23 protein-coding genes are annotated in these 24033 nt (G+C 69.5%); 14 read left to right on the forward strand and 9 right to left on the reverse strand.

Going from position 1 to position 24033, the window contains the following annotated elements:
- Positions 1 to 10 precede the first annotated feature (10 nt).
- The gene (locus BQ2383_RS09935; protein ID WP_167381596.1) at positions 11 to 1186 is read left to right on the forward strand and encodes a DUF4185 domain-containing protein; all 1176 of its coding nucleotides are present in this window, start codon (positions 11 to 13) and stop codon (positions 1184 to 1186) included.
- Complete coding sequence (locus BQ2383_RS09940; RefSeq protein WP_091033164.1) at positions 1183 to 1911, forward strand: SGNH/GDSL hydrolase family protein; 729 nt, start codon at positions 1183 to 1185, stop codon at positions 1909 to 1911. The genes BQ2383_RS09935 and BQ2383_RS09940 overlap by 4 nt, the downstream gene beginning before the upstream one ends.
- A gap of 151 nt (positions 1912 to 2062) precedes the next feature.
- On the opposite strand, the gene BQ2383_RS09945 is transcribed toward BQ2383_RS09940, so the two are convergent.
- Positions 2063 to 2521 (reverse strand): VOC family protein, encoded by a 459-nt coding sequence (locus BQ2383_RS09945; RefSeq protein ID WP_091033166.1) that lies wholly within the window; start codon positions 2519 to 2521, stop codon positions 2063 to 2065.
- A 103-nt stretch (positions 2522 to 2624) separates the two neighbouring features.
- Here BQ2383_RS09945 and BQ2383_RS09950 point away from each other — a divergent pair, with 103 nt between their 5' ends.
- From BQ2383_RS09950 to BQ2383_RS09980, 7 genes are all read left to right on the forward strand, one after another.
- Positions 2625 to 3578: a helix-turn-helix transcriptional regulator gene (locus BQ2383_RS09950; RefSeq protein WP_091033169.1), complete on the forward strand. Its 954-nt coding sequence runs from the start codon at positions 2625 to 2627 to the stop codon at positions 3576 to 3578.
- A 277-nt stretch (positions 3579 to 3855) separates the two neighbouring features.
- Positions 3856 to 4110, forward strand: a complete 255-nt coding sequence (locus tag BQ2383_RS09960; RefSeq protein ID WP_432206339.1) for a type II toxin-antitoxin system Phd/YefM family antitoxin — start codon at positions 3856 to 3858, stop codon at positions 4108 to 4110.
- Positions 4107 to 4487, forward strand: coding sequence for a type II toxin-antitoxin system VapC family toxin (locus BQ2383_RS09965; RefSeq protein WP_091033175.1), 381 nt, complete (start codon positions 4107 to 4109; stop codon positions 4485 to 4487). The genes BQ2383_RS09960 and BQ2383_RS09965 overlap by 4 nt, the downstream gene beginning before the upstream one ends.
- Positions 4488 to 4589: 102 nt before the next feature.
- Positions 4590 to 6920 carry a phosphoribosylformylglycinamidine synthase subunit PurL gene (purL, locus tag BQ2383_RS09970; protein WP_091033177.1) on the forward strand — a complete coding sequence of 777 codons (2331 nt, stop codon included), beginning with the start codon at positions 4590 to 4592 and terminating at the stop codon, positions 6918 to 6920.
- Positions 6917 to 7072 (forward strand): hypothetical protein, encoded by a 156-nt coding sequence (locus BQ2383_RS19365; RefSeq protein ID WP_167381597.1) that lies wholly within the window; start codon positions 6917 to 6919, stop codon positions 7070 to 7072. The genes purL and BQ2383_RS19365 overlap by 4 nt, the downstream gene beginning before the upstream one ends.
- 209 nt (positions 7073 to 7281) lie before the next feature.
- The gene (locus BQ2383_RS09975) at positions 7282 to 7605 is read left to right on the forward strand and encodes a cupin domain-containing protein (protein ID WP_091033180.1); all 324 of its coding nucleotides are present in this window, start codon (positions 7282 to 7284) and stop codon (positions 7603 to 7605) included.
- Positions 7606 to 7752: 147 nt separating this feature from the next.
- On the forward strand, positions 7753 to 8457 hold the full coding sequence (locus tag BQ2383_RS09980) for a DUF2786 domain-containing protein (RefSeq protein ID WP_091033182.1): 705 nt from the start codon (positions 7753 to 7755) through the stop codon (positions 8455 to 8457).
- 32 nt (positions 8458 to 8489) lie between these two features.
- On the opposite strand, the gene BQ2383_RS09985 is transcribed toward BQ2383_RS09980, so the two are convergent.
- Complete coding sequence (locus tag BQ2383_RS09985) at positions 8490 to 9062, reverse strand: TetR/AcrR family transcriptional regulator (protein ID WP_091033185.1); 573 nt, start codon at positions 9060 to 9062, stop codon at positions 8490 to 8492.
- A gap of 70 nt (positions 9063 to 9132) precedes the next feature.
- Here BQ2383_RS09985 and BQ2383_RS09990 point away from each other — a divergent pair, with 70 nt between their 5' ends.
- The 3 genes from BQ2383_RS09990 to BQ2383_RS10000 all read left to right on the forward strand — a co-directional run bounded on the left by BQ2383_RS09990 (position 9133) and on the right by BQ2383_RS10000 (position 12621).
- Positions 9133 to 11679, forward strand: a complete 2547-nt coding sequence (locus BQ2383_RS09990) for an MMPL family transporter (protein WP_091033187.1) — start codon at positions 9133 to 9135, stop codon at positions 11677 to 11679.
- A gap of 114 nt (positions 11680 to 11793) precedes the next feature.
- Complete coding sequence (locus tag BQ2383_RS09995; RefSeq protein WP_091033190.1) at positions 11794 to 12144, forward strand: TraR/DksA family transcriptional regulator; 351 nt, start codon at positions 11794 to 11796, stop codon at positions 12142 to 12144.
- Between the two features lie 39 nt (positions 12145 to 12183).
- A complete protein-coding gene (locus tag BQ2383_RS10000) occupies positions 12184 to 12621 on the forward strand; it encodes a VOC family protein (protein ID WP_091033192.1) in 438 nt (145 codons plus the stop codon).
- Positions 12622 to 13031: 410 nt separating this feature from the next.
- On the opposite strand, the gene BQ2383_RS10005 is transcribed toward BQ2383_RS10000, so the two are convergent.
- Positions 13032 to 14690, reverse strand: a complete 1659-nt coding sequence (locus BQ2383_RS10005; RefSeq protein WP_091033194.1) for an Ig-like domain-containing protein — start codon at positions 14688 to 14690, stop codon at positions 13032 to 13034.
- Between the two features lie 311 nt (positions 14691 to 15001).
- Between BQ2383_RS10005 and BQ2383_RS10010 the strand changes: the two genes are divergently transcribed.
- A complete protein-coding gene (locus BQ2383_RS10010; protein WP_167381598.1) occupies positions 15002 to 16105 on the forward strand; it encodes a GntR family transcriptional regulator in 1104 nt (367 codons plus the stop codon).
- A 67-nt stretch (positions 16106 to 16172) separates the two neighbouring features.
- Positions 16173 to 17579, forward strand: a complete 1407-nt coding sequence (locus BQ2383_RS10015) for a mannitol dehydrogenase family protein (protein WP_244175976.1) — start codon at positions 16173 to 16175, stop codon at positions 17577 to 17579.
- 83 nt (positions 17580 to 17662) lie between these two features.
- Here the strand turns inward: BQ2383_RS10015 and BQ2383_RS10020 are convergent, their stop codons facing one another.
- From BQ2383_RS10020 to BQ2383_RS10045, 6 genes are all read right to left on the reverse strand, one after another.
- Positions 17663 to 18568 (reverse strand): carbohydrate ABC transporter permease, encoded by a 906-nt coding sequence (locus BQ2383_RS10020; protein WP_237682403.1) that lies wholly within the window; start codon positions 18566 to 18568, stop codon positions 17663 to 17665.
- Complete coding sequence (locus tag BQ2383_RS10025) at positions 18565 to 19545, reverse strand: carbohydrate ABC transporter permease (protein WP_244175977.1); 981 nt, start codon at positions 19543 to 19545, stop codon at positions 18565 to 18567. The genes BQ2383_RS10020 and BQ2383_RS10025 overlap by 4 nt, the downstream gene beginning before the upstream one ends.
- On the reverse strand, positions 19545 to 20822 hold the full coding sequence (locus BQ2383_RS10030; RefSeq protein ID WP_167381599.1) for an extracellular solute-binding protein: 1278 nt from the start codon (positions 20820 to 20822) through the stop codon (positions 19545 to 19547). The genes BQ2383_RS10025 and BQ2383_RS10030 overlap by 1 nt, the downstream gene beginning before the upstream one ends.
- Before the next feature lie 233 nt (positions 20823 to 21055).
- Positions 21056 to 21919 (reverse strand): Gfo/Idh/MocA family protein, encoded by an 864-nt coding sequence (locus tag BQ2383_RS10035; protein WP_167381600.1) that lies wholly within the window; start codon positions 21917 to 21919, stop codon positions 21056 to 21058.
- A gap of 15 nt (positions 21920 to 21934) precedes the next feature.
- A complete protein-coding gene (locus BQ2383_RS10040) occupies positions 21935 to 22966 on the reverse strand; it encodes a Gfo/Idh/MocA family protein (RefSeq protein WP_091033207.1) in 1032 nt (343 codons plus the stop codon).
- Positions 22967 to 23022: 56 nt separating this feature from the next.
- Complete coding sequence (locus tag BQ2383_RS10045; RefSeq protein ID WP_091033210.1) at positions 23023 to 24024, reverse strand: Gfo/Idh/MocA family protein; 1002 nt, start codon at positions 24022 to 24024, stop codon at positions 23023 to 23025.
- Positions 24025 to 24033 lie beyond the last annotated feature (9 nt).

The raw sequence follows: 24033 nt of genomic DNA on the forward strand, positions 1-24033 counted from the left end.
AGTGATCGAGATGAGAAGACGCATGATCGCGGCGGGTCTCGCCGCCGCATCCCTGTGCGCGGGAGCGCTGTTCGCCGCTCCGGCGAGCGCGGCGGTTCCGGCCGGAGGCGGGCACGGCAACGGGCACGGACACGGCCAGTGCTCGCTGGTCGACAAGACGCTCACGGCCACATCGAGCGTGAACCAAGACCTGACCGAGACGTTCACGACCTATGGGAACACCGGCGGGGAATGGACCGGCGGCGACAGCACCTACTCGATGCCGCTCGGCAAGGGGAAGACCGGCTGGTTCTTCTCGGACACGTTCCTCGGCACCGTGAACCCCGACGGGTCGCGGCCGACCGACTCGCCGTTCGTGAACAACTCCGTCGTGGTGCAGGACCGCCGTGGCGACCTCACGACCATCACCGGCGGCACCCCCGACGACCCGGCCGGCATCATCCCGCCCGAGCCCGACGGCAAGTGGTACTGGATCGGCGACCCGACGCCCGGCCGTCACGGCACGGTGCAGGTGCCGCTGCTGCAGTTCGCCCGAACCGGCACGGGGCAGTGGGACTTCGCGTGGACCGCGAACCGGCTCGCCACGCTCGACGGTCAGACGCTGCAGCTCGAGGGCATCGTGGACCTCCCCTCGGCGACCGGCATCAACTGGGGCTCGTGGACGCTCGAAGAACGCGGCACGACCTACATCTACGGCATCGCCGACCCCGGCGGAGTGCGCTCAGCGTACGTCGCGAAGGTGCAGGGCAAGGACGGCTTGAAGGGCACCTGGACGTACTGGAACGGCACGACCTGGGCGGCGGACGAGGCGGATGCCGTGCCCGTGGTGCCCTACGTGGCCAACGAGTTCAGCGTCGCCCCCTTCCGTGACGGCTACCTGCTCGTGACGCAGGACACGTCGGAACTGTTCAGCACCCGCATCGTCGCGCGCACCTCGTGCTCGCCGACGGGTCCGTTCACCGACCCGGTCGAGCTGTACCGCACACCCGAGACCGGGGCGCTCGGCAGCTACGGAGACCCCGACGTGTTCACCTACAACGCGCACGAGCATCCGAATCTGCGTCAGGGCAACCGCATCCTCGTCTCCTACAACGTGAACACCTTCGACAACGTGGGTGACGTGTACGACGACGCCTCGATCTACCGTCCGCGGTTCATCGACGTGCAGCTTCAGGTGAGCCGTTGACGGATGACCGCGCGGCGCTCCGGGGGCTCCTCGCCTCCGGAGCGCCGGTCACCTGGGTGTTCACGGGCGACTCGATCACGCACGGCCTGATCCACACCCGAGGGGCTCGCAACTACGTCGACCACCTGCACGAGCTGATCCGCGGCGATGCCGGGCGGGTGCAGGATGCCGTGATCAACACCGCGATCACGGGGTGGCGGGCCGACCTGATCCTGGGCGACTTCGACCGTCGCGTGGCGCACTGGCGGCCCGACGTGGTGACGCTCATGATCGGCACGAACGACTGCACCACCGAGTGGCTCGACCCCGTGATCGAGGTGTCGGCGTTCGCGGAGTCGATCGCGGAGTTCGTGCGGCGGGTGCGAGCGCTCGGTGCGGTGCCGGTGCTGCAGACGCCGCCGACCGTCGATCTGCTGCATGCGCCCGACCGCGCACGCATCGGCGAGTTCGCGCAGGCGATCCGCGATGTGGCCGCGCGGGACGGTGTGGTTCTGGTGGATCAGTACGCCGCGTTCGCGGAGTTCTCGGCGGGGACCGGGCCGGGCAACGAGGGCATGCCGTGGGGACTGCTCGACGACGCGTTCCACCCGAGCGCCGCGGGGCACGCCCTGCTCGCACTCGGGTGGGCCGAGGTGGTCGGGGTCGGCGGTGCCGGGTCGCTCGTGCTCGCGGATCTCGCGGCGCGGGTGGCGCTGGCGCGGCATCCGCAGTGGCCTCCCGTGTGACGCGCGGCGTGCCGGGTTCGCGCGGGGCGGCGTGCCGGGTGGGGCGGTACACCTGTCGGGAGTTCGGACGGATGCAGGAGCGAAACGCCGCGAACCCTCCTGCATCCGTCCGAACTCCCTGCATCCGTCCCGGGAAAGGGTACGTCGCGGGTCAGCCGGCCTGCACGTCGAGCACCCAGGTCACGCCGAAACGGTCGGTGAGCATGCCGAAGCCGGCCGACCAGGCCGAGGCTGCCAGCGGCTCGACAACCGTCGCGCCCTCGGCCAGACCGTCCCAGTACCCCCGCAGCTCGTCGAGCGATTCCGCCCGCAGCGACTGGAAGAACGTGCGGTCGGTGATGGTCGCGCCGTTCTCCCGGTGCGTGGTGCCGGCGGTCGCCGTCGGGTCCGGGTCGTCTTGCCCCGGGATGTCGTACGCCATCAGCCGGATCCCCGTCGCGGCTTCGAGCTGTCCGAACACGATCTTGTCGAACCCGGGCACTCCCTCCGGCATGCCGAACTGGCCGTATGTCGCGGCGGTGACCTCGCCGCCGAACACGGACCGGTAGAAATCGAGCGCCTGTCGAGCCGTGCCGCGGAAGTTCAGGTGGGTCGTGGTGTTGATGGTCATCGGTCTCTCCTTCTTGTGCGGCCCGCCGTTCGGAACCGCCTGAGAGAACGATCACAGGGGTAGCGGTCGGTTTCTGTCCTCTACTGCGGGCAGACTGAATCGCATGGCCTCAAGCTCGTCACGAATGCTCGCGCTGCTGTCGCTGCTGCAGACACCGCGCGACTGGCCCGGCCACGTGCTCGCCGAGCGGCTGGAGGTCAGCCCGCGCACCGTGCGCCGCGACGTCGATCGACTCCGAGAGCTGGGCTACCGGATCGGCGCGATCAAGGGGCCGGACGGCGGCTACCGTCTCGCAGCCGGATCCGAGCTGCCGCCGCTGCTGTTCGACGATGACCAGGCCGTCGCGATCGCGGTGGCGCTGCAGACCGTCCCCTCCAGCGGCATCGACATCGAGGAGGGCGCGGCGCGGGCGCTCGCGACCGTGCGGCAGGTGATGCCCTCACGACTGCGGCACCGTGTCGACGGCATCCGCTTCACGGGTGCCACTGCCGATGTGCGCGTCGATCCGGCGGTGCTCGAAGCGGCGAGCGCGGCCGTGCGCGACCGCCAGGTGCTGCGCTTCGACTACGGCTCCGACCGCGACCGACCTGCCCGTCGCACCGAGCCGCACGCGGTGGTCGCCCGCGAGGGCCGCTGGTATCTGCTCGCGTGGGATCTGGAGGTTGCGGATTGGCGTACCTTCCGGCTGGACCGGATGCAGCCGCGCATCCCGACCGGGCCGACGTTCACCCCGCACCCGCTGCCGGCGGCGGATGCCGCGACCTACCTGGCCGCGCGAGCGAAGGGGTCGGCGACCGAGGATCGGTGGCCCTGCGTCGGCGAGGTCGTGATCGAGCTCCCTGCCCGCGAGGTCACACCCTGGCTAGGCGAGGGCGAGCTGGAAAACCTCGGCGATGGCTCGTGCCGGATCACCATCGGCTCCTGGTCATGGGTCGGCGTGCTCGCTGCGGTCGCCCGGTTCGATGCGCCCTTCACGGTGGTGGGTCCGGCGCCGCTGCAAGAGGCCGCCGGGGTGCTGGCGGCGCGGTTTGCCGCGGCGGCGGACTCTTCCTCCTGATCCAGAAGTTCTCACGACCTTTCCCCATATCCCGGAACGATGCTCCCGATCCGGCGCTCACACGCCTCGTGGTTCGCTTGAATGGCCGAATGACGAACGGCCTGCCTCCACACGAACCGTCCGACGAAGAGCTCCGAAGGCTGGTGATGGACGGATTCACCTCGGGCGAAGGATCTGAAGTCGACCAGAAGTACTTCGATCGACTCCGAACCAGAATCCGAAACTCGAAAATCTAGTACTTCTAGTACGCAATCGGTAGACTCGGAGGATGGGGACAGTGACGAAGACAGAACTCAATCAGCAGACAGCGCGGGTGCTGGCGCGCGTCACCGCGGGCGAGCATCTGACGGTTACGGACCGCGGTCGTCCGATTGCGGAACTGACACCGCCGGCCGAGACGGCGTGGACACGAATGATCGCCAGCGGGCGTGTGACGCTCCCCACGAAAAGGGGACCTCTCACCAACGCCCCCGTCCTCGACACGATGCCGACTGCAGAGGTCCTCGAAGACCTCCGTGCGGACCGCGCGTGATCTACCTCGACACCTCGGCCGCGGTGAAGGCACTCGTCGAAGAAGCAGAAACCTCGGCGATCGTCGATGCCTTCGGCACCGGAGCAGAGTTCGTGTCCTCCCGCCTGCTCGCCGTCGAGCTGCACGCCGTGGCAGATCGACGTTCCCTCGATCACGAAAGCGCTGATGACCTGCTCGATCGAGTCGCGCTCGTCTCTCTCGACGATGACACGATGGCCCACGCCATCCGCCTCCGCAGCGGCCTGCGCACCCTCGATGTCCTGCATCTGGCAACCGCACTCGAACTGAGCGATGTGGTCACATCCGTTCTCACCTACGATGACGAACTCGCTGCGGCGGCGCGCGCCCACGGCCTGACACTCACGGACCTCACGTGAGGTCTGTGCCGCGGGCCTGCGGCAGAGGCACTCGCGGGAGAGCCGCCTCACCCGCGCCGGTAGACTGAGCATGCCCCGCCGGCCCCTTCCTTTGGAGTGCGCGTGACCACCGCCCCTGCACCTTCCCCCCAGCACGTCCCCGACTCCGTCGAGAACGCGATCGCGACGCCCGAGAAGGAGCAGCCGTACGCGGCCCTCGGACTCAAGCCCGACGAGTACGAGCGCATCAAGGAGATCCTCGGCCGTCGCCCCACCTCGGGCGAGCTGGCGATGTACTCCGTCATGTGGTCGGAGCACTGCTCCTACAAGTCGTCCAAGAACTACCTGCGCCGCTTCGGCCAGAAGGTCTCCGACGAGATGAAGGAACGCCTCATGGTGGGCATGGGCCAGAACGCGGGCGTCGTCGACGTCGGCGAGGGCTGGGCCGTCACCTTCAAGGCTGAGTCGCACAACCACCCCTCGTTCATCGAGCCCTTCCAGGGTGCGGCGACCGGCGTCGGCGGCATCGTCCGCGACATCATCTCGATGGGCGCTCGCCCGGTCGCGGTCATGGACGCCCTGCGCTTCGGCGCGGTCGACCACCCCGACACCGCCCGCGTCGTGCACGGCGTGACCAGCGGCATCAGCTTCTACGGCAACTGCCTGGGCCTGCCGAACATCGGCGGCGAGACGGTCTTCGACTCCGTCTACCAGGCCAACCCGCTCGTGAACGCGCTCGCGGTGGGCGTGCTGCGCCACGAAGACCTCAAGCTCGCGAACGCGACCGGCGTCGGCAACAAGGTCGTCCTGTTCGGCGCCCGCACGGGTGGCGACGGCATCGGCGGCGCGAGCATCCTGGCCTCCGACTCGTTCGACTCCACCGGCCCGACCAAGCGCCCCGCCGTGCAGGTGGGCGACCCGTTCGCCGAGAAGGTGCTCATCGAGTGCTGCCTCGAGCTGTACCGCGGCGAGCTCGTCGAGGCGATCCAGGACCTCGGCGCCGCCGGCATCTCCTGCGCGACAAGCGAGCTCGCGGCCAACGGCAACAGCGGCATGAAGGTCTCGCTCGACAACGTGCTGCTGCGCGACCCCACGCTCACGGCCGAGGAGATCCTCATGTCGGAGTCGCAGGAGCGCATGATGGCGATCGTCGCTCCCGAGAAGCTCGACGCTTTCCTCGAGGTCGTGAACAAGTGGGAGGTCGAGACCTCCGTGCTCGGCGAGGTCACCGGCGACGGACGCCTCATCATCGACTGGCAGGGCGAGCGCATCGTCGACGTAGACCCCTCGACCGTCGCGGTCGACGGCCCCGTCTATGACCGTCCGGTCGCCTACCCGACCTGGATCGACGCCCTGCAGGCGGATGCCGCCGAGAACCTGCCCCGCGCCAACGACCCCGAGACGCTGCGCGAGCAGTTCCTCGCCCTCGTCGCCTCGCCGAACCTGGCCGACACGAGCTGGATCACCAACCAGTACGACTACTACGTGCTCGGCAACACGGCACTGAGCTTCCCCGACGACGCCGGCATGATCCGCGTCGACGAGGAGTCGGGCCTCGGCTTCGCCATCTCGACCGACGCCAACGGCCGCTACTGCCAGCTCGACCCCTACGCGGGCGCACAGCTGGCCCTCGCCGAGGCCTACCGCAACGTCGCCGTCACCGGCGCCGTGCCCACGGCCATCACCGACTGCCTCAACTTCGGCTCTCCCGAGAACCCCGAGGTCATGTGGCAGTTTGGTCAGACGGTCGACGGCCTGGCCGACGGATGCTACGAGCTGGGCACCCCGGTCACCGGCGGCAACGTCTCGTTCTACAACCAGACCGGCGACGTGCCGATCCACCCGACCCCGCTCGTGGGCGTGCTCGGCATCATCGACGACGTCTCGCGCCGCATCCCCTCCGGATGGCAGGACGAGGGTCAGAACATCTACCTCCTCGGCACCACCTCGACCGAGCTCTCGGGTTCGGCCTGGGCCGACGTCGTGCATGACCACCTCGGCGGACTGCCGCCGAAGGTCGACCTCGCGGGCGAGAAGCGCCTCGCGGGTCTGCTCTCGGCCGCCCGCGACGAGTGGCTCATCTCCTCGGCGCACGACCTCTCCGAAGGCGGCCTCGCGCAGGCACTCGCCGAGGGCGTCATGCGCTTCGGCGTCGGCGCCCGCGTCTGGCTGAACGAGATCATCGAGAGCAACGGCGTGGATGCCGCATCCGCCCTGTTCTCCGAGTCGACCGGTCGCGTGCTCGTGACCGTGCCGCGTGAAGACGACGTGAAGTTCCGCGGACTCTGCGAGGGACGCGACTACCCGGTGATGCGCATCGGCGTGACCGACACCGAGGGCGCGAAGCTCGAGGTGCAGGACGTCTTCACCGTGTCGATCGCCGAGCTGCGCGAGCGCTCGCAGGCCACGCTCCCCTCGTACTTCGGCCCGACGGTCACGGAGGTCAGCGCATGAGCGACGTGAGCCGGCAGAACCCGAACGAAGAGGACTACGGCGACCTCGGCGAGAAGCGCAACCGTCGCATCCGCATCGTCGCGTGGACCGTGATCATCGCGCTCATCCTCGGCGGTGGCGGCGCGACCGTGATCACCCTCATCCTCGGCTGAGAGGGGCCGGCCCCTCCGCCCCAGGTCGCAGTTCCGCACCCGCGTCGCAGTTCCGCACCCAGGTCGCAGTTCCGCACCCGCGTCGCAGTTCCGCACCCAGGTCGCAGTTCCGCACCCGCGTCGCACGGATTCCAGGATTGCGTGCGACCTCGATGAGAGAGTGCGACGCGGCCTCGCCAGGCGTACCCTCGGGCGGGAACGGAGGAACCATGACCATCCACCTCAGAGACGTCACCGCTGACGAAGACATCGAGGGGTACCTGCTCGGCTCACCCGTGAGCATCATGCGTGAGTTCATCACGACACCCGGTCGAGGACCACGTCTGCACCGGCATCCGTATGCCGAGACGTTCGTGATCCGTCGCGGCCGCGCGCTGTTCACGGTCGGCGACGATCAGGTGGTCGGCGTCGGAGGGCAGATCCTCGTCGTCCCCGCGCTCGTCTCCCACCGTTTCGAGGTGCTCGACGGCGGCACATACGAGGCCACGCACATCCATGCGAATGACCGCTTCGTCACGGAGTGGCTCGAGTAGCCACAGCATCACCGCCGAACACCGCGCACAGCATCCCTCCCCAGGACGCCGCGAAACAGGTTTCTCCCCAGGCACCGTGATCGACCCTCTGAATGCGGGTGACCCCGCGGAGGATACGAGGCATCACACACCACCAAGGGGGATGCCATGACCGAGGCGAAGCTCGACCTGATCGCGAAGCTGCTGGCGAAGGCCGAGAGCACGACACCGGAAGAGGCAGAGGCTCTGACCGAGCACGCCGAGCGGCTGATCGTGAAGTACGGCATAGATCAGGCCCGCATCGACGAACGTCGTGGCCGGCTGGGCCAGACACAGGAGCAGATCGTTCAGGAGCGGATGCTCTTCAGCGGCGTGTACGCCCGGGATCTGCAGGAGATCGGCGCGGGCGTCGCGCAGGCGCTGGGCACGGTGCGGCCGCTCGGGATGGAGGTGCCCGTCGGCGCGGGCCTGCTCCTGGTCGGGTACGCGTCCGACGTCACGCAGGTGCGCACCCTCACCGCGAGTCTCGAGGTGCAGGCCATGGTCGCGATGCGGAAGTGGTGGTCCGTGCAGCGCGAGATCTACCACCGGCACACGGAGTCCGAGAAGCGGCGTGCGCGCAGCGGCTTCCTGCGGGGCTTCGCCCGAGGTGTCATGAGTCGCATCCAGGACAGCCGCCGAACGATCGTCGAGGATGCGGGCACCGGCACCGCCCTGGTCCTGACCTCGCGCCGCGATCGGGTGGACGAGGCGGTCGACGCGATGGCGACCAAGCGCGCCCGACCTCGCCGCCATGCCGATGCCGGAGCCTTCGCATTCGGGCACCGATCGGGGCGAGAAGCGCGAACCGGCGAACGAGGCCGCCTGACATGACCGAGTCCCTGTACCCCCGGCGCGACGGAAGCTCAGCGGGCGAAGAGGTACCGGACCAGTTCGATGATCCCGCCGGGTCCGTGGCTCTCACGGCCGAGGGACTCCACGATGATCGCGCCCAGGATCGCTCGGCCGATCTGCGCGATCGGGGCGTCTTCCGGCAGCTGACCGTCGCGGATCCCGCCGCGCAGCCGTTCGGCCAGGTGCTGCTCGACGCCGAGACTCCCCCCGAGGTGGGCCCCGACCGCGGCGTCTTCGGCGGCGGCTGCGACCAGCGACTGCAGCAGCGCCTGCCCCTGCGTGGTCGCGAGGATGGCGAAGACCGACTGCAGCCACGTCTCGACGTCGGCGAACAGGTCGCCGGTGTCCGCGACGACGAAGTCCACGGGGATGAGGCGCCCGTCGACCAGGCAGTCCGCGATGAGCGCACCCCGCGAGGGCCACCAGCGGTAGATGGTCTGCTTGCCGACCCCCGCTTCCTTCGCGATGCCCTCGATCGTGAGCCGGTCGTACCCCTGCGCGTGGAAGAGTCGCGAGGTCGCATCGAGGATCGCTTCGCGCGCCGCGGTGCTGCGCACGGGCCCGCTCCGATGCTCGTTGACCATGCTCTCAGGATAGCCAAAGATCTCTAGACGAGACGTGCCGTATGATCTTTCGAGTCTGAAGGAGACCACTGTGGCTTCACTGCTTTACCGTCTGGGTTCGTTCGCTGCACGCAAGGCGTGGACGGTGATCGTGTCGTGGGTGTTGATCCTCGGCCTCGGCGTCGGCGCCTTCCTCACACTGGGGGGCACGCTGAGCAACAGCTTCGACATCCCCGGCACCGCATCGGGCGCCGTGACCGACGACCTCGCCGACAAGCTCCCGGATTCCGCGGGCGGCACCGGAACGGTCGTCTATCGCACCACCGACGGTTCAGCGTTCACCGACGAGCAGAAGCAGGACATCTCCGATCTCGCTGCCAGCGCCGAGGATCTCGATGGCGTCGCCTCCGTGATCGATCCGTTCGACGCGCAGCAGCAGCAGGCCGGCCGGGCGAAGGAGCTCGCCGACGGCGAGAAGCAGATCACCGACGGTCGCGCCCAGCTCGACGCTGGGCAGACGAAGCTCGACGAGGGCAGGGCCCAGATCGAAGCCGGCCTCACCCAGCTCACTGCGGCCCGCACCCAGGCGGAGCAGGCCGGTGCCGGCCCCGAGCAGCTCGCCGCCCTCGACGCCCAGGTGGCGGCGCTGAACGCGCAGGCCGCCGAGCTCGAGGCGCAGAACGCGAAGCTGGACCAGTCCCGCATCACCCTGCAGGAGAACGCCGACCAGGCGGAGTTGGGCTCGACCCTCCTCGACCTGGCCGACGGCATCGGCGTGGTGTCGGAAGACGGGTCCACCGCGATCGTCAACATCTCGTTCGTCGACCCGCGCCTCGAACTCTCCGAAGAGGTCAAGCAGGGCACGATCGACCATTTCGCATCCGCTCCGATCGACGGCACCGAGGTCGACTTCGGCACCGACATCGCGCAGGGCGTGCCCGAGATCTTCGGCGTCGGCGAGGCGGTCGGTCTCGTGTTCGCCGCGATCGTCCTCATCGTGATGCTCGGCTCGCTCATCGCCGCAGCCCTCCCCATCGTCACCGCCATCGTCGGCGTCGGTGTCGGTGTCACGGCATCCCTCGCGTTCTCCGGCGTGGTGGACATGGCGTCCGTGACACCGGTGCTGGGCGTGATGCTCGGCCTCGCGGTCGGCATCGACTACTCGCTCTTCATCGTCAACCGACACCGCAAGCAGCTGCTCGCCGGCGTTCCGGTGCGCGAATCCATCGGCCTCGCCACCGGCACGTCCGGCACCGCCGTGGTGTTCGCCGGCACGACCGTGATCGTCGCGCTCCTCGCGCTCAACGTGACCGGCGTCCCGTTCCTCGGCCTCATGGGCACGGTCGGCGCAGTGTGCGTCGCGGTGGCCGTGCTCGTCGCGATCACCCTCGCGCCCGCCATCCTCGGGCTCGTCGGCGACCGTCTGCTCAGCCGCCGCGCTCGCGCGACGGTCGGGCAGGAGCATGCCGCGGGCACGCCCGTGAAGCGGATGTCGACCCTGCGCGCGGTCGTCACCACGCTCGTGAGCGTGGTCGCGCTGCTCATCATCGCGATCCCCGCGATGTCGATGCGACTCGGCCTGCCCGACGGGTCGAGCGAACCGAGCGACTCGACCAGTTACCGAGCGTTCCAGACCGTCGACGAGCAGTTCGGCGAAGGGGCGAACGGCCCCCTGCTGGTCACCGCGACCCTCGACGACGCGGTCACCGACGACGACCTGCTCTCCACGCAGGTCACGATCGCACAGGCCATCGCCGACCAGGACGACGTCGTGGCGGTCGCTCCGATCGCCACGTCCGACGACAACACCCTCCTCGCATTCCAGGTCGTCCCCGAGGAGGGTCCGAACAGCGCCTCGACCGAGAAGCTCGTACAGGACCTCCGCGCCCTGCCGGCGATCGGCGACGGGATCACCCTCGGCGTCGCGGGTCAGGCCGCGATCAACATCGACATCTCCGAGGCTCTGGCCGGGGTCCTGCCGCTGTACCTCGTGGTCGTGGTCGGCCTCTCGCTGCTCATCATGATCGTCGTGTTCCGCTCGCTGCTGGTGCCCCTCATCGCCACCGGTGGGTTCGTGCTCTCGCTGTTCGCGACATACGGCCTGATCGTCGCGGTGTTCCAGTTCGGCTGGGGCGCCGAGATCATCGGGTTGCACAGCACCGGGCCGATCCTGAGCTTCCTGCCGGTGATCCTCGTCGGCATCCTGTTCGGCCTCGCGATGGACTACCAGCTGTTCCTCGCCTCCGGCATGCGCGAGGCGTACGTGCACGGAGCATCGGCGCGCGATGCCGTGGCCCAGGGCTTCCGTGCCGGCCGCTCGGTCGTGACCGCCGCCGCGCTCATCATGGTGTCGGTGTTCGGCGGGTTCATCTTCTCGGAGTCGACGATCATCCGCTCGATCGGGTTCGGCCTCGCGTTCGGCGTGCTGCTCGACGCGTTCGTGGTGCGGATGCTGCTGATGCCCGCGCTCATGCATCTGCTCGGCCGTTCGGCGTGGTGGCTGCCGCGCTGGCTCGACCGCATCCTGCCGAACGTCGACATGGAGGGGGCGGCCCTCGAGCGCGATCACCCCGGCATGAAGGCCGTGGCCGTTCCGACGACGACCGACTCGGTGCCGACGAGCGGGCACTCGGCCTGAGGCGCGTCGCAGATTCGCGTCGAGGTCGCAGAGTTCCGCCTGAACCCTGCGACCTCGACGCGAAAGTGCGATGGTTGGGGCCGGGGTGTCGGTGGGGATGCCTAGAGTGGGCGCATGAGTTCTGACCCACGCGCGCTGCTGCAGGAGTTGCGCGTCCAGGCCGAGGCCCGGGTGCAGGCGGCGGCCGCAAGCCTCGACGAGCTCACCCACGACCGCGAGAGCTCGAACGACGACGACGAACACGACCCTGAGGGCGTCACGCTCTCGTCGGAGTGGTCACGGCTGACCGGGCTCGCCGAGGCGGCAGCATCCGAACTCCGACAGGTCGACGACGCGCTGGCGCGAGTGGATGCCGGCACCTACGGCGTCTGCGCGAACTGCGGCCGGCCGATCCCCGCGGCACGACTGCAGGCCCGACCGTTCGCCGAGTACTGCGTCGCCTGCGCCGAGAAGCTCGGGCACTAGCGCTGACACGGGTGGACGAGCGCGAGTAGCATCCCACCCATGCCCATCACACTCGAGAACGTCGGGATCGCCGTGCGCGACCTGGAAGCCACCATCTCCTTCTTCACCGACCTCGGCCTCACGGTGCTCGGTCGCGACGAGGTCAGCGGGGAGTGGGCGGCGACCGCGGTCGGACTCGACGGCAACCACGCGAAGATCGCGGTGCTGCAGACCCCCGATGGACGCGGCCAGATCGAGCTGTTCGAATACATCCACCCGGATGCGATCGAGACGGAACCGACCCTTCCCAACGAGATCGGCATGCACCGCATCGCCTTCTCGGTCGACGACATCGACGAGTCGCTCGCGATCGCGGCCCGCCACGGCTACCAGCCACTGCGCGGCGTCGCGAACTACCAGGACGTCTACAAGCTCACCTATCTCCGCGGCCCCAGCGGCATCCTCGTGATGTTCGCGCAGGACCTCACGAAGAGCTGACCGCGCGTCCCCAGACTTCCCGTGCACGGCTTCGGCGCCTCGTGCACGACTTCGGAGTTCCCCGTCGACACGCGGCCGTTCGGTCGATCCGCCCGGCGCGTCACGCGCGATCTCCGAAGCTGTGCGGCGACGAGGGGGCCAAGCAGTGACGAGGCCGCCTGACCCGAACGGGCTCGCGCGGTCTCAGGCGGAGAACTCCCCCTCGGGAGGAGATTCTCGGCGAATCCGTCCGCCCGAGGGGGAGAAGTCCGCCCGAAGCCGGGTGCCCGACGCCGGGTGCCTGAAGGGGGACAGCCGCAGCGAGGCAGCTCAAGCGGTCACCCCCACGCGCGGCAGCCGAACACGCGACACCGAGCCGGACAGCCGAAGCGGGGCAGCCCCCGAAGGGACTGCCCCGCCACGACAGGAACCTACGGCAGCGCCGGGCCCCCTGGTCCCGCACCCGGCACGGGGTAGTACACGGGCGGAGTGTCGTCCCACGCCGACGGCAGCATCAGCAGGTCGTCGTAGTGGTGCATGGCGATGCCGCCGAACGAGGCGTCGTCCTGGAACGCGGCGTACGTCTTGTCGAGCTCGCCCTCGAGGTAGGTGCGTCCCTCCTCCCAGAACGTCACGGTCTCGGGGTCACCCGTGCCGGAGAGGTCCTTGGTCTCGATGCCGACCACGACCGAGTGCGGCTTGCCGATCTGGTTCGCGTAGTCGATCTCGTGCTGCGCCTGGGCGATGATGCCCGCACTGCCGTCGGCCGTGTCGCGGTAGTCCATGATCGCGATGTAGTCGGTCATGTCCTGGATGTGATCGCTGAGCGGCTTGGTCTGGCCGTTCCAGGTGATCGAGGTGCAGCAGGCCGAGGAGTCCAGCCAGCGCGGGATCGCGGGCCCGACCAGCACCGGCAGCCCGGAGGCGTCGCGGCGCTCGATGAGCGTGTCGAGGATCTCGAGCCACCGGTTCGGGAGGCCGCCGCTGTCGGGCAGCTTCCAGTCGGTGAGGATGTACGGCTCGATGTCGACGTTGATGCCGTCGAAGCGCGCGGACTCCGGCACGGCGAGGTTGTAGTCGAGGACCTTCTCGAACTCGTCGACCGCGAAGTGCTCGAACTGCTCCAGGGCGCCCAGATACGGCGGACGCGTGCCACCGGCAACGGTGGCCTGCACGTGGTAGCCGCGGGCGCGCGCCCACTCCACGAACGCCACGACCTCGTCACGCGAGTCGCGCAGCATGTCGGTCGTGCCGTACTTGTCGACGCCGAGGTAGATCGTGCGGATGGGGTCGGACCCGAACGTCGTGGTGTCATCCATTACGGCGCCGAGGCGGTCGCGGGCGTCCTCATCGAACACGGCCTCGTACGAGGCGCGCTCCCAGATCCACATCGCGCGGTCCTGGTCGTAGATCACGGGGGTCTCGGCGGTGGCTCCACCGAGCGCGACGTAGGTGGTCGGCGCGTCAGTCGTGTGCCCCGACACGTCGGTCGCCCGGGCCTCGATGCTCGCGAACTCGGAACCTGCGACGGGGAAGGATGCCGTGTACTCGCATCCGCCCTGCGCCGCAGCGGCCTGCCAGGCACCGCCGTTCACCCGCACCTCGACGGCGGACAGCGCGCGGTCGGATGCCACGTCGACGACCACGTCGAGGGAGGAGCCCGCATACGCGCCCTCGGTCGGCGAGACGACCGTGACGACCGGGCGGGATGCGGCGGGGTTGTCGACCTCGACGGCGAGGAACTCCGACCAGGTCGTGTAGAGGGTGGTGAGGTCGAGGGCGCGCACGGCGAGGTCGAGTCGCCCGTCGCGGTCGGCGATGTCGATGTCGATGCTCCACGTGCCGGCCGTGCCGGTCACCGGGATCGGGATCACCTCCTGGGCCCCCACGACGAGTACGAGCTCGGAGGTGTTCGCGAACGTCCCCTCCACCGTGAGCGTCGATCCGCTGACGGTGCCGCCGTCGACGGGCGAAGTGATCGCGAGCTCGGTCGTGACGGTCTCCGCAGAGGCGGCGCCGCCGGCGGCGACCACCCCTCCGGTGAGAAGGCTCGCGGCGACCAGCGCCGACAGCCAGCGTGTGCGTCTCATCGGTGTCTCCTTCCGCTCCGCCAGGCGCGGAGTCGTCGTGACTGCCACCGTGACGCGCGGGCATCCGGTGGTCAACGAAAGGTCCGAGAAGGGGAATGACTGGAGGAAGGAATCGGGACTTCGCCGGCTTCGGCCCTGCACTTCGCTCGGCCGATCGCACGTGCGTCGGCCCTTTCGCCCGGATGCGGCGGAGGGAAGCGCGAATCCCCGCAGCACGCGCCGCGAGTGCCCGACACCTTGCCGAACCGAGTCCGAATGAATACGGTTGCATAGCAAAGACTCACGGGCATCCACGGGCCGAGGAGGGCGACATGGGAGCTTTTCCGAACACCCAGCCGCTGTTCGTGAGCCTGGCGCAGCAGCTCCGCGACCGCATCACCGCCGGCGAGTGGTCACGGGGCGAGCGCCTGCCACCGGAGGCGACTCTGGCGGCGACGCACGCGGTCGGCATCAACACCGTGCGTCGGGCGGTGGGGATGCTCGTCGACGACGGAGTGGTGGTCCGCCGCCAAGGATCCGGCACCTACGTGTCGGCGCGCTGGACCGGGACGACGCCCCTGATCGGCGTGATCGTCCCGTCGCGCAGCTACTACTTCCCCACGGTCGTCGACGGGATCACGGAAGTGGCCCGGGCCGCGGGCGCGACCCTGCGCATCGTGTCGAGTGAGTACGACGACGCCCTGGAGATCCGCCGCATCCGCGAGCTCCTGGCCGCCGGATGCGACGGCCTGCTGATCACCCCGACACTGCACCGCACCGACCCGACGGCGCGACTCGACCTGCTGCGCGCACTGCCGATCCCGGTGGTGCTGATGGAGCGGATGCCGACGGATTCGCCGCCGGACGACGGGCTCTCGGCGGTGTGCACCGATGTCGTCGCGGGCGGATACGCGGCCGTGCGGCACCTGGCACGGCAGGGCCGTCGGCGTATCGGATTCCTCGGGCGTCGTGACACCGCGACCGCCGATGCCGCGCTGCGCGGCTACCGTCGCGCGATCGACGATCTGACCCTCGTCGACCTCCCGGGCGCGGTGGTGCGTCGGGACTCGTGGGACGACGCCGCACTCGCCGACTACGCGCACCGAGCGCTCTCGGTGGGACTCGACGGCGTCGTCTGCCTCGGCGACCGCGAAGCGACGGCGCTCCTTCCGCACCTGAGGCGCGTGGGGCTCTCGCTTCCCGACGACCTCGCGCTGGTCGCCTTCGACGACGAAGAGGCGGCGGATGCGTCGCTCCCGCTCACCGCCGTGTCCCCGCCGAAGCGCGAGATCGGACGCCTCGCGGCGGCCACACTGTTGCGGCAGCTGGGGCGCGGGGGCGACCGAACCCCGGTGCGGATGCTGCTGCAGCCGGTCGTTCGGGAGCGGGCCTCCACTACCGTCGCATCCACCCGCGTCTTGCAACCGCTTGCATGATCGCGCCGCGCGTCATAGGTTGAGATCAGGCCCGCCCCAGGGTTCGACGATCGACCCGAGGATTCCCGTGCCCCACAGCCCGCGCCGCACCCTACCGCGCGCCCCCGTGCGCATCGTGCACCTCGGACTCGGTGCCTTCCACCGTGCACACCAGGCCTGGTACACCGCCCACGCCGATCCCGATCACGAGTGGGGCATCGCCGCGTTCACGGGTCGCGCGCCCGATGCCGCCGAGACGCTCACACGACAGGATGACGTGTACACCCTCCTCACGCGCGGCGCGGAGGGCGACCATCTCGAGACCATCGAGAGCATCGTGGCCGCGCACGACGGCGGCGACACCGACGCGCTGCGCGACTACCTCACCCGCCCCGAAGTCACGGTCGTCACGCTCACGGTGACCGAGAAGGGCTACCGACGCGGATCGGACGGCCGCCTCGACGTCGCCGACCCCGACATCACCGCCGACATCTGTGCGCTGGGCGAAGCCTTCGCCGATCGGGAGAACCCGCCGGACACCATCGCGAACGGCGTCCTGCGCACGATGCCCGCCCGCCTGCTCTGGGCGCTCGACGCTCGACGCCACGCCCTGCCCGACGGCACGATCACGCTGATCCCGTGTGACAACCTCGATGACAACGGCTCCGTGCTCCGGGCCGTGCTCGGCGACCTCGCCGCGCTCACCTCCCCTCCCCTCGGCGCCTGGATCGACGCGCAGGTCGACGTGGTCAGCACCTCCGTGGACCGCATCACCCCGCGCACCACGGCAGACGACATCGACGCCGTCGCCGCCCGCGAGGGCATCCGCGACGAAGCCCTGGTGGTGACCGAGCCGTTCCACAGCTGGATCCTGAGCGGACGCGTCCGCGCCGCCCGACCGCGCTGGGAGGATGCCGGCGCCTCGATCGCGAACGACATCGAGCCGTTCGAGCAGCGCAAGCTCTGGATGCTCAACGGTGCGCACTCCCTTCTCGCCTCCGACGGCATCCTGCGCGGACATGAGACCGTCGCCGAGGCCATCGCCGACCCGGAATGCGCGGCGCTGGTCCACGACCTGTGGGATCTCGCCCAGCGGCGCCTCGATGCCTCCGCCGACAGAGCCGGCGTCGAACTCGACCTTCCCGCCTACCGGACGGCGCTGCTCGAGCGATTCGCGAACCCCGCGATCGTGCACCGGCTGCGCCAGATCGCCGCGGACGGCAGTCTCAAGCTGCGTGCCCGCATCGTCGAGCCGGTGCGCCGCGCCCGCGCCGACGGCGAGACGGGGGCGGCCGGCATCGCCGCGATCGCCGCCTGGGCCCGGTTCGTCATCGCCGAGGTGCACGCAGGACGTCCGCTCGACGACGTCGCCGCGGAGGAGCTGGCCGCACGCGCGACAGATGCCGATCCGCATCGCGCCCTGCTCGACCTGCTCGCGCCCGATCTCGCCGCGGACCCCGCCGTGCTCCAGATGCTCACCGACCACGCCCGCTGATCCGTCCCCGCTGATCCCCCCACACACCCCACGCACGAAGAGCGCCGATCCCGAAGGACCGGCGCTCTTCGGCGTCTGCGGCATCAGCCCTTGACGGCACCGGCCATCATGCCCGCGCCCAGGCGACCCTGAACGAAGAGGAACAGGATGACCACGGGCACCGAGATCAGCGTGGCGCCCGCCATGATCCCTGCCCAGTCGGTGGCCGACAGCTCGCTGCTGAACGTCTGCAGCCAGAGCGGCAGGGTGGCGTTGCCCGGCTTCGTCATCACGACGAGGGCCAGGGTGTACTCGTTCCACGCCTGCAGGAACGCGAAGACGGATGCCGTGACGATGCCCGGTCCGAGCAGCGGCAGCGTGACCCGCATGAACGCCCCGAACCGGCTGCAGCCGTCGACCATCGCCGCCTCTTCGAGCTCGGCCGGGATGCCGTGGATGAACCCGCGCAGCAGCCACACCGTGAACGGGACGACCGTGCCGATGTAGAGCAGCGACAGGCCGCCGACCGTGTTGAGCAGGTGCCAGCCGTCGAGCATGCGGAACTGCGAGATGAACAGCGCCTCGGTCGGGATCATCTGCACGATGAGCACGAGCAGGATGATGAGGCCGCCGCCCTTGAAGCGGAAGCGGCTCACCGCGATGGCCGCGAAGAATCCGAACAGCACGGCGACCACGACCACGATGGCGGTCACGCCGGCGCTCATGCCGAGCGCCGACCAGAAGCCGCCGTCGGCGAGGATGCTCCCGAAGCTGTCGAAGCTCAGCGGGAACGGGAAGAACCGCGGCGTGCGCGAGAACAGCTCTTCGTTCTCGGAGAGCGCGGTGTTCACCATCCAGTAGATCGGGAAGACGAGGAGCAGCGCGGCGGCCACCGCGACGCCGTTCCAGGTGCGCCGGCGGGTGTCGTTGCGGTTGCCGATGGTCCGACGCGAGCGCGGCGGCACGACGGCGGCGATGTCGGTGGTCCTGGTCATGGTCGGGGCACTCATTCCGAGACCTCCTTCTGCTGGGCGAACATCTTCGCGATGTACTTCCAGGTGAGCAGCAGCGTGAGGATGAGCACGATCGTCGCGAGAGCCGACGCGTCGCCGTACTCGCCCTGGCCGATGCCGATCCGGTAGATGTAGGTGCCGAGGAGGTTGGTCTCCTCGATCGAGACGCCCGCCTGCTGCAGCACGTAGATCTGCGTGAACACGCGCAGGTCCCACACGATCTGCAGGAGTCCGACGATCATGACCGCCGGGGTGATGAGGGGCATCGTGACGTGCCGGAAGCGCGTCCAGGGACCGGCCCCGTCGAGCTCCGCCGCCTCGAGCACTTCGGTGGGCACCTGGGTGAGGGCGGAGTAGATCATGAACACGATCAGGGGCAGGCTGCCCCAGATCACGGTGATCGCGGCGATCGTGAACACACCCATCGGGGTGGAGGTCCACGGGAACCCGGCCATGTCGGGGAATCCGATGCGCGCGAGCACCCAGTTCACCAGGCCGTAGCGGGCGTCGAACAGCCACTGCCAGATGACCATGGTCACCAGCGCCGGGGTGGCCCACACGAGCAGCAGCGTCACCTGCAGGGCGATGCGCGCCCAACTGCTCACCTTCGTCAGCAGCAGCGCGATCAGCATGCCGATCACCATCGACAGCGACGCGCACACGGCGCAGAAGAGCACGGAGCGGAAGAACACGACCCACATGTTCGGGTCGGTCAGGATCCTGCCGTAGTTCGCCAGGCCCACCCATTCGGGCTCCTGCCCGAACTGCTGCGCCAACCCGAACTTCTGCAGCGACATCACGAACTGCTGCAGCAGCGGCCAGCCGAGGGCGATCAGCACCGCCGCGAGGAGCGGCGCGATCAGGAGGTACGGGAGCAGCGCTCCCCGCACGCGACGCGGGCGCGTGCGGGGAGCGGGCTGCTGCGGGGCCGCCTCGGGGGCGACCTCGACATCGATCACGGGAGTGGTCATCATCAGTCGGCGTTGAGGGTCGCTTCGATCTTCGCGCCGATGCGCGTGACCACCTCGTCGATGTCCTCACCCTTGGCGATCGCCGAGTAGAGGTCGACCGGGATGTTGTTGCCCTCCACGATCGCCCAGTTCGGGGCCGCCGGGGTGAGCGCGCTCGTCTCGGCGATCTGCTGCTGCAGCTCGGCGTCAACGATGCCGTCGGGGATCGCCGACGCGAAGGTGGTGTTGCCGGGGACCCAGCCGGAGTCCTCGGCGAGCTGGGTCATGAAGTCCTCGCTGAGGATCAGCTTCATGGCCTTCTTCGCCAGCTCCTGCTGCGACGACTTCGCGGCGATGCCGACGTTGGATCCGCCGAGGAACTGGTGGCTCTCGCCGCCGGCCTCGACCGGGGGAAGCGCCATCACACCGGTGACGTCGGCGAGCTCGGGGGAGATGCTGTCCTGTGCGAAGACGCGGTAGGAGAACATCGCGACCTCGCCGTTGTTGTACGGCACCCACGGGTTGCCCGCGGTCTCCTTGGCGTCGAGCGCGCCGAGGGCCGACCCCTGCCAGATGGTCTGCATCTGCTCGAGAGCGGCCTTGGCCTCGGGGGTGTCGAGTCCGCTGACCCACGCGCCGTCCTTCTCCTCGGCGTAGTTCGCGCCGTGGGAGAACAGCCAGCCCTCGAGCCCGTGCACGTCGACGACGGGGAAGTAGATGCCCTTGAAGCCCTCGACGCCGTCGGGGTTCGCCTGCTGCACCGTGGCGGCTGCGGCGACCAGGTCATCGAGCGTCTCGGGAGCGGCGATGCCCGCCTTCTCGAGCAGATCGGTGCGGTAGAACACGACGCTGGTGCCCGCGTAGAGCGGGTAGGCGTAGGTCTTGCCGTCGAGCGTCGCCTGGTCGACGAAGCTGGGGATCAGGTCGTCACCGTCGACCTCGTCGTACAGGTCGGAGATGTCGGCGAGCGCCCCGACGTTCGCGAACGTCGCGGTCTTGGTGTTGCCGATCTCGACGATGTCGGGGGTCTCGGACTCGCTCGCGAGCGAGGTCTGGAGCCGGGAGACGATGTCATCCCAGGGCTGCATCTCCACCGTCAGCGTGGAGCCGGGGTTCTGGGCGGCGAACTCGTCTTCGAGCCACGCGACCGCATCCTCGGACACGGAATCCTGCATGAGCCACACGCGGAGGTCTCCGCTGTCGGCGTCGCCTCCGTCGTTCCCGGTGCCTGAGCTGCAGCCGGTGACGGCCAGCACCGCGGCCAGTGAAGCGGCCGCTGCGATCACAGTGCGTCTTGCCATTCTCGTTCCTCCATGGTCTTCCTCGACGGGCCCGAAAGGCGCCCGATGAACGGGTGTTTCAACCATTTCTCACGCTAACGTGCAAACGGTTGCATTACAATAGCTTCTTCGTTGAAGAGGGTGTAACGGTTGAGTTTCTGTTTGATTACCAGGGATAAGTCAGTGCGTGCGGGTAGCGCGGTGCAGCGATCACGACCTTCGGGGGCGTGATCCCTGCACCGCGTTGCACAAGGTCAGACGGCGATGGCCGCCGTGGTGCGGGCGACGGCCTCCAGCACCGCGATCGGTGCGAGCAGCTGCGCCGTGGGGATCGGGGCTTCCCCCGTCGCGAGCATCCGGGCGAACGCGTCCACGCCGGGCTGCACGTAGTCGGCGCCGAGCACGATGTCGCGACTGATGACCCCGTGGCCACCGACAGCCGTCGCGCGGAACGGCACCTGACCGTCGCCGTCGGGGCGGATGAACTCGAGCGTGACGAGCACGCCGCCAACGCGGTAGCGCGCGACGACCCCTCCCGGCAGGCGCTGCACGTCGATGTCCTCGGGCTCCCCCGGCACGAGGCGCTGCGCCACGTCGGCGATGTGGATGCCGTAGAAGAAGATGCCGCTGTACGGGCTGGCCGCATCCGCGGGCCCCGTCACGGTGACCGCCTGCAGCTCGCCGATCGACCCGAGGCCCTCGGCGATCGCGTCGGTGTCGGCCACCCAGCGCAGCGCCGACGACGAGGTGAGCACCGAGCCACCGCGCTCGGCCGCGGCGACGATCTCGTGCGCATCGGCGACGCTCGCCGCGAGCGGCTTGTCGACCCAGACCGGCGTTCCCGCCTCGAGGAACGGCACGGCGTGCGCCCGGTGCAGGGCACCGTCGCGCGAGGTGACGATGAGCGCGTCGATGCTGCCGAGCAGGTCGCCCGACTCGGCGACGATCCGCTCGATGCCGCCGAGCTCCGCCAGCTCCCGCGTGCGGTCGTCCTCGCCCGCGACAAGCGCCACCACACGCACCGGCACGTCATCCGGCCGCTCGACGTTGAGGTAGCGGATGATCTCCTCGGCGTGGCTGTTCTCGATGCCGACGATCGCGACGTTCTTCGTTTCCATGTCTCTCATCCTCTTTCACTCGTGCAGGTCGACGGGACGACCGGTGCGGGCCGACTCGTACACGGCCAGCACCACCTGCAGCGCTCGGCGGCCGTCATCGGTGGTGATGGCGGGGCGACCGCCGCTGCGGATCGCGCGCACGACGTCGAGGTACTGCCGGCGATGCGCCATGTCGACGTCGCTCCACCCCTCGGGCACATCGTGCTCGACGAGCGAGTCGGCGTCGGGCTGCGGCGCAGAGGCCGAGGCGAAGAAGGACAGCCCGTCGTTCTCCATCACCGCGGTGCCCTGCGAGCCGTGCACGGCGAGGCGCACCGGCAGCCCCGGGTAGGCCGCGGTGCTGGCGAGCAGCAGGCCGATGGCGCCGCTCTCGAACTCGATCGTGGCGCCCGCGACATCCTCCACCTCGATGCCCTCGTGCGCGAGACGGCCGGTCTTCGCACTCACCGACACCGGAGTGCCGAGCATCCACAGCAGCAGGTCGAGCGCGTGGATGCCCTGGTTCATGAGTGCACCGCCGCCGTCGATGGCCGCGGTGCCGCGCCAGTCTCCGGACTCGTAGTACTCCTGCGGGCGGAAGAACGCCGACTCCACGACGCCCGACGTCACGCGTCCGAGCGCGCCCTCGTCGATCGAGCGGCGGATGAACGAGGCCACCGGCTGGAAGCGGCGCTGACTGATGACGGAGACCGTGCGTCCGGAGGCGCGCTCGGCCGCCCGCACCCGATCGGCGGATTCGAGCGTGACGTCGATCGGCTTCTCGACGATCACGTCCACCCCCGCGTCGAGGGCGGCGACCACCGCGTCGGCGTGGAAGGCGCTGGGCAGGCAGATCGCGGCGAGGTCGACGCTCTCGGCGCGGTAGGCCTCGGCGGCCGACGCGTGGAACGGCACGCCGTACTGGTCGGCGAGCGCGCGCCCACGAGCCTCGTCGACGTCGACGATCGCGGCGAGCACGCCGGCGTCGCCGAGAGCCGCGACGAGGCGCGCGTGGACGGCGCCGATCACCCCGGCGCCGACGATCGCGATGCGCAGCGGTTCGGTCATGATGTCTCCTGTCGTGGGGATGGATGCCGGAGGTGTCGGCGCAGCCGGCGGGGGTCTCAGTCGGCCGGGCGCGACCAGGCCAGCGCGGTGCCGCCCTGTTCGGTAGAGGTCTGGGCGAGGAGGGCGAGTCGGGTCGCGGCGAGCGAGTCCCGAGTTCCGACCTCGGGGGTGCGCCCGTCGGCGAAGGCGTCGAGCGCCTCTTCGGCCGGACGCCGTCCCGGCGGCAGATCGAGCGCGCGGGTCGGCTGATCGTGGGTGGTGACCTCGACCCGGCCGCGGGCCCAGAAGATCTCCGCGGTCCCGCGGGTACCGACCAGGCGCAGCCGGTAGTCGCCGTGCACGTCGGAGGCCTGCGGGGTGAGCCAGTTCACCTCGGCGGAGACGACGGTGTTCGGTGTCGTGAGGGTGGCCGAGCCGTAGCGCGCGAATCCCTCGGCGCCGTCGAGCGGGGCCGAGACGGCTCCCCGGATCACGCCCTCGTCGGCCGGCGCGAACAGGAGCGCGGCGTCGAGGTCGTGCACCGACAGGTCGGTCAGGATGCCGCCGTACTGCGCCGGGTCGAAGAACCAGTCCGGCCGCTGGGCGCGGTTGAGCTTGTGGGGGCCCGATGAGGTGACGCCGACGATGTCGCCCAGCTCTCCGGCGCGCACGACATCGAGTGCGGCGAGGGTCTCGGGGTAACCGCGCTTCTCGAGCAGCAGGTTCACGGTGCGGTCGACCTCGGCAGCCACGGCCTCGATCTCGTCGAGTTCCGCGAGCGAGGTGCACAGCGGCTTGTCGGCCAGCACATGGGCACCGGCACGGAGTGCGGCGATGACATCTGCTCCGCGCGCTCCGTAGACCCCGGCAATCACGGCGACGTCGACGCCCTCGGCGAGCAGATCCTCGGCGCGGTCGAAGGCGCGAACGCCGAAGCGGGCGGCGTGATGCGCGGCGACAGCAGGGTCGGCGTCCTGTACACCGACGAACTCGAACGCGGCGCGGTCGGCGCGGGTCAGCTCGTCGAGCACGTAGTCCACGTGCGGATGGGCGGCACCGATGATCGCGATCCGAGGCATGGGCGACAG

The sequence above is a fragment of the Microbacterium oxydans genome, assembly GCF_900095745.1.
In the GTDB taxonomy this organism is placed as follows: Bacteria; Actinomycetota; Actinomycetes; order Actinomycetales; family Microbacteriaceae; genus Microbacterium; species Microbacterium oxydans_B.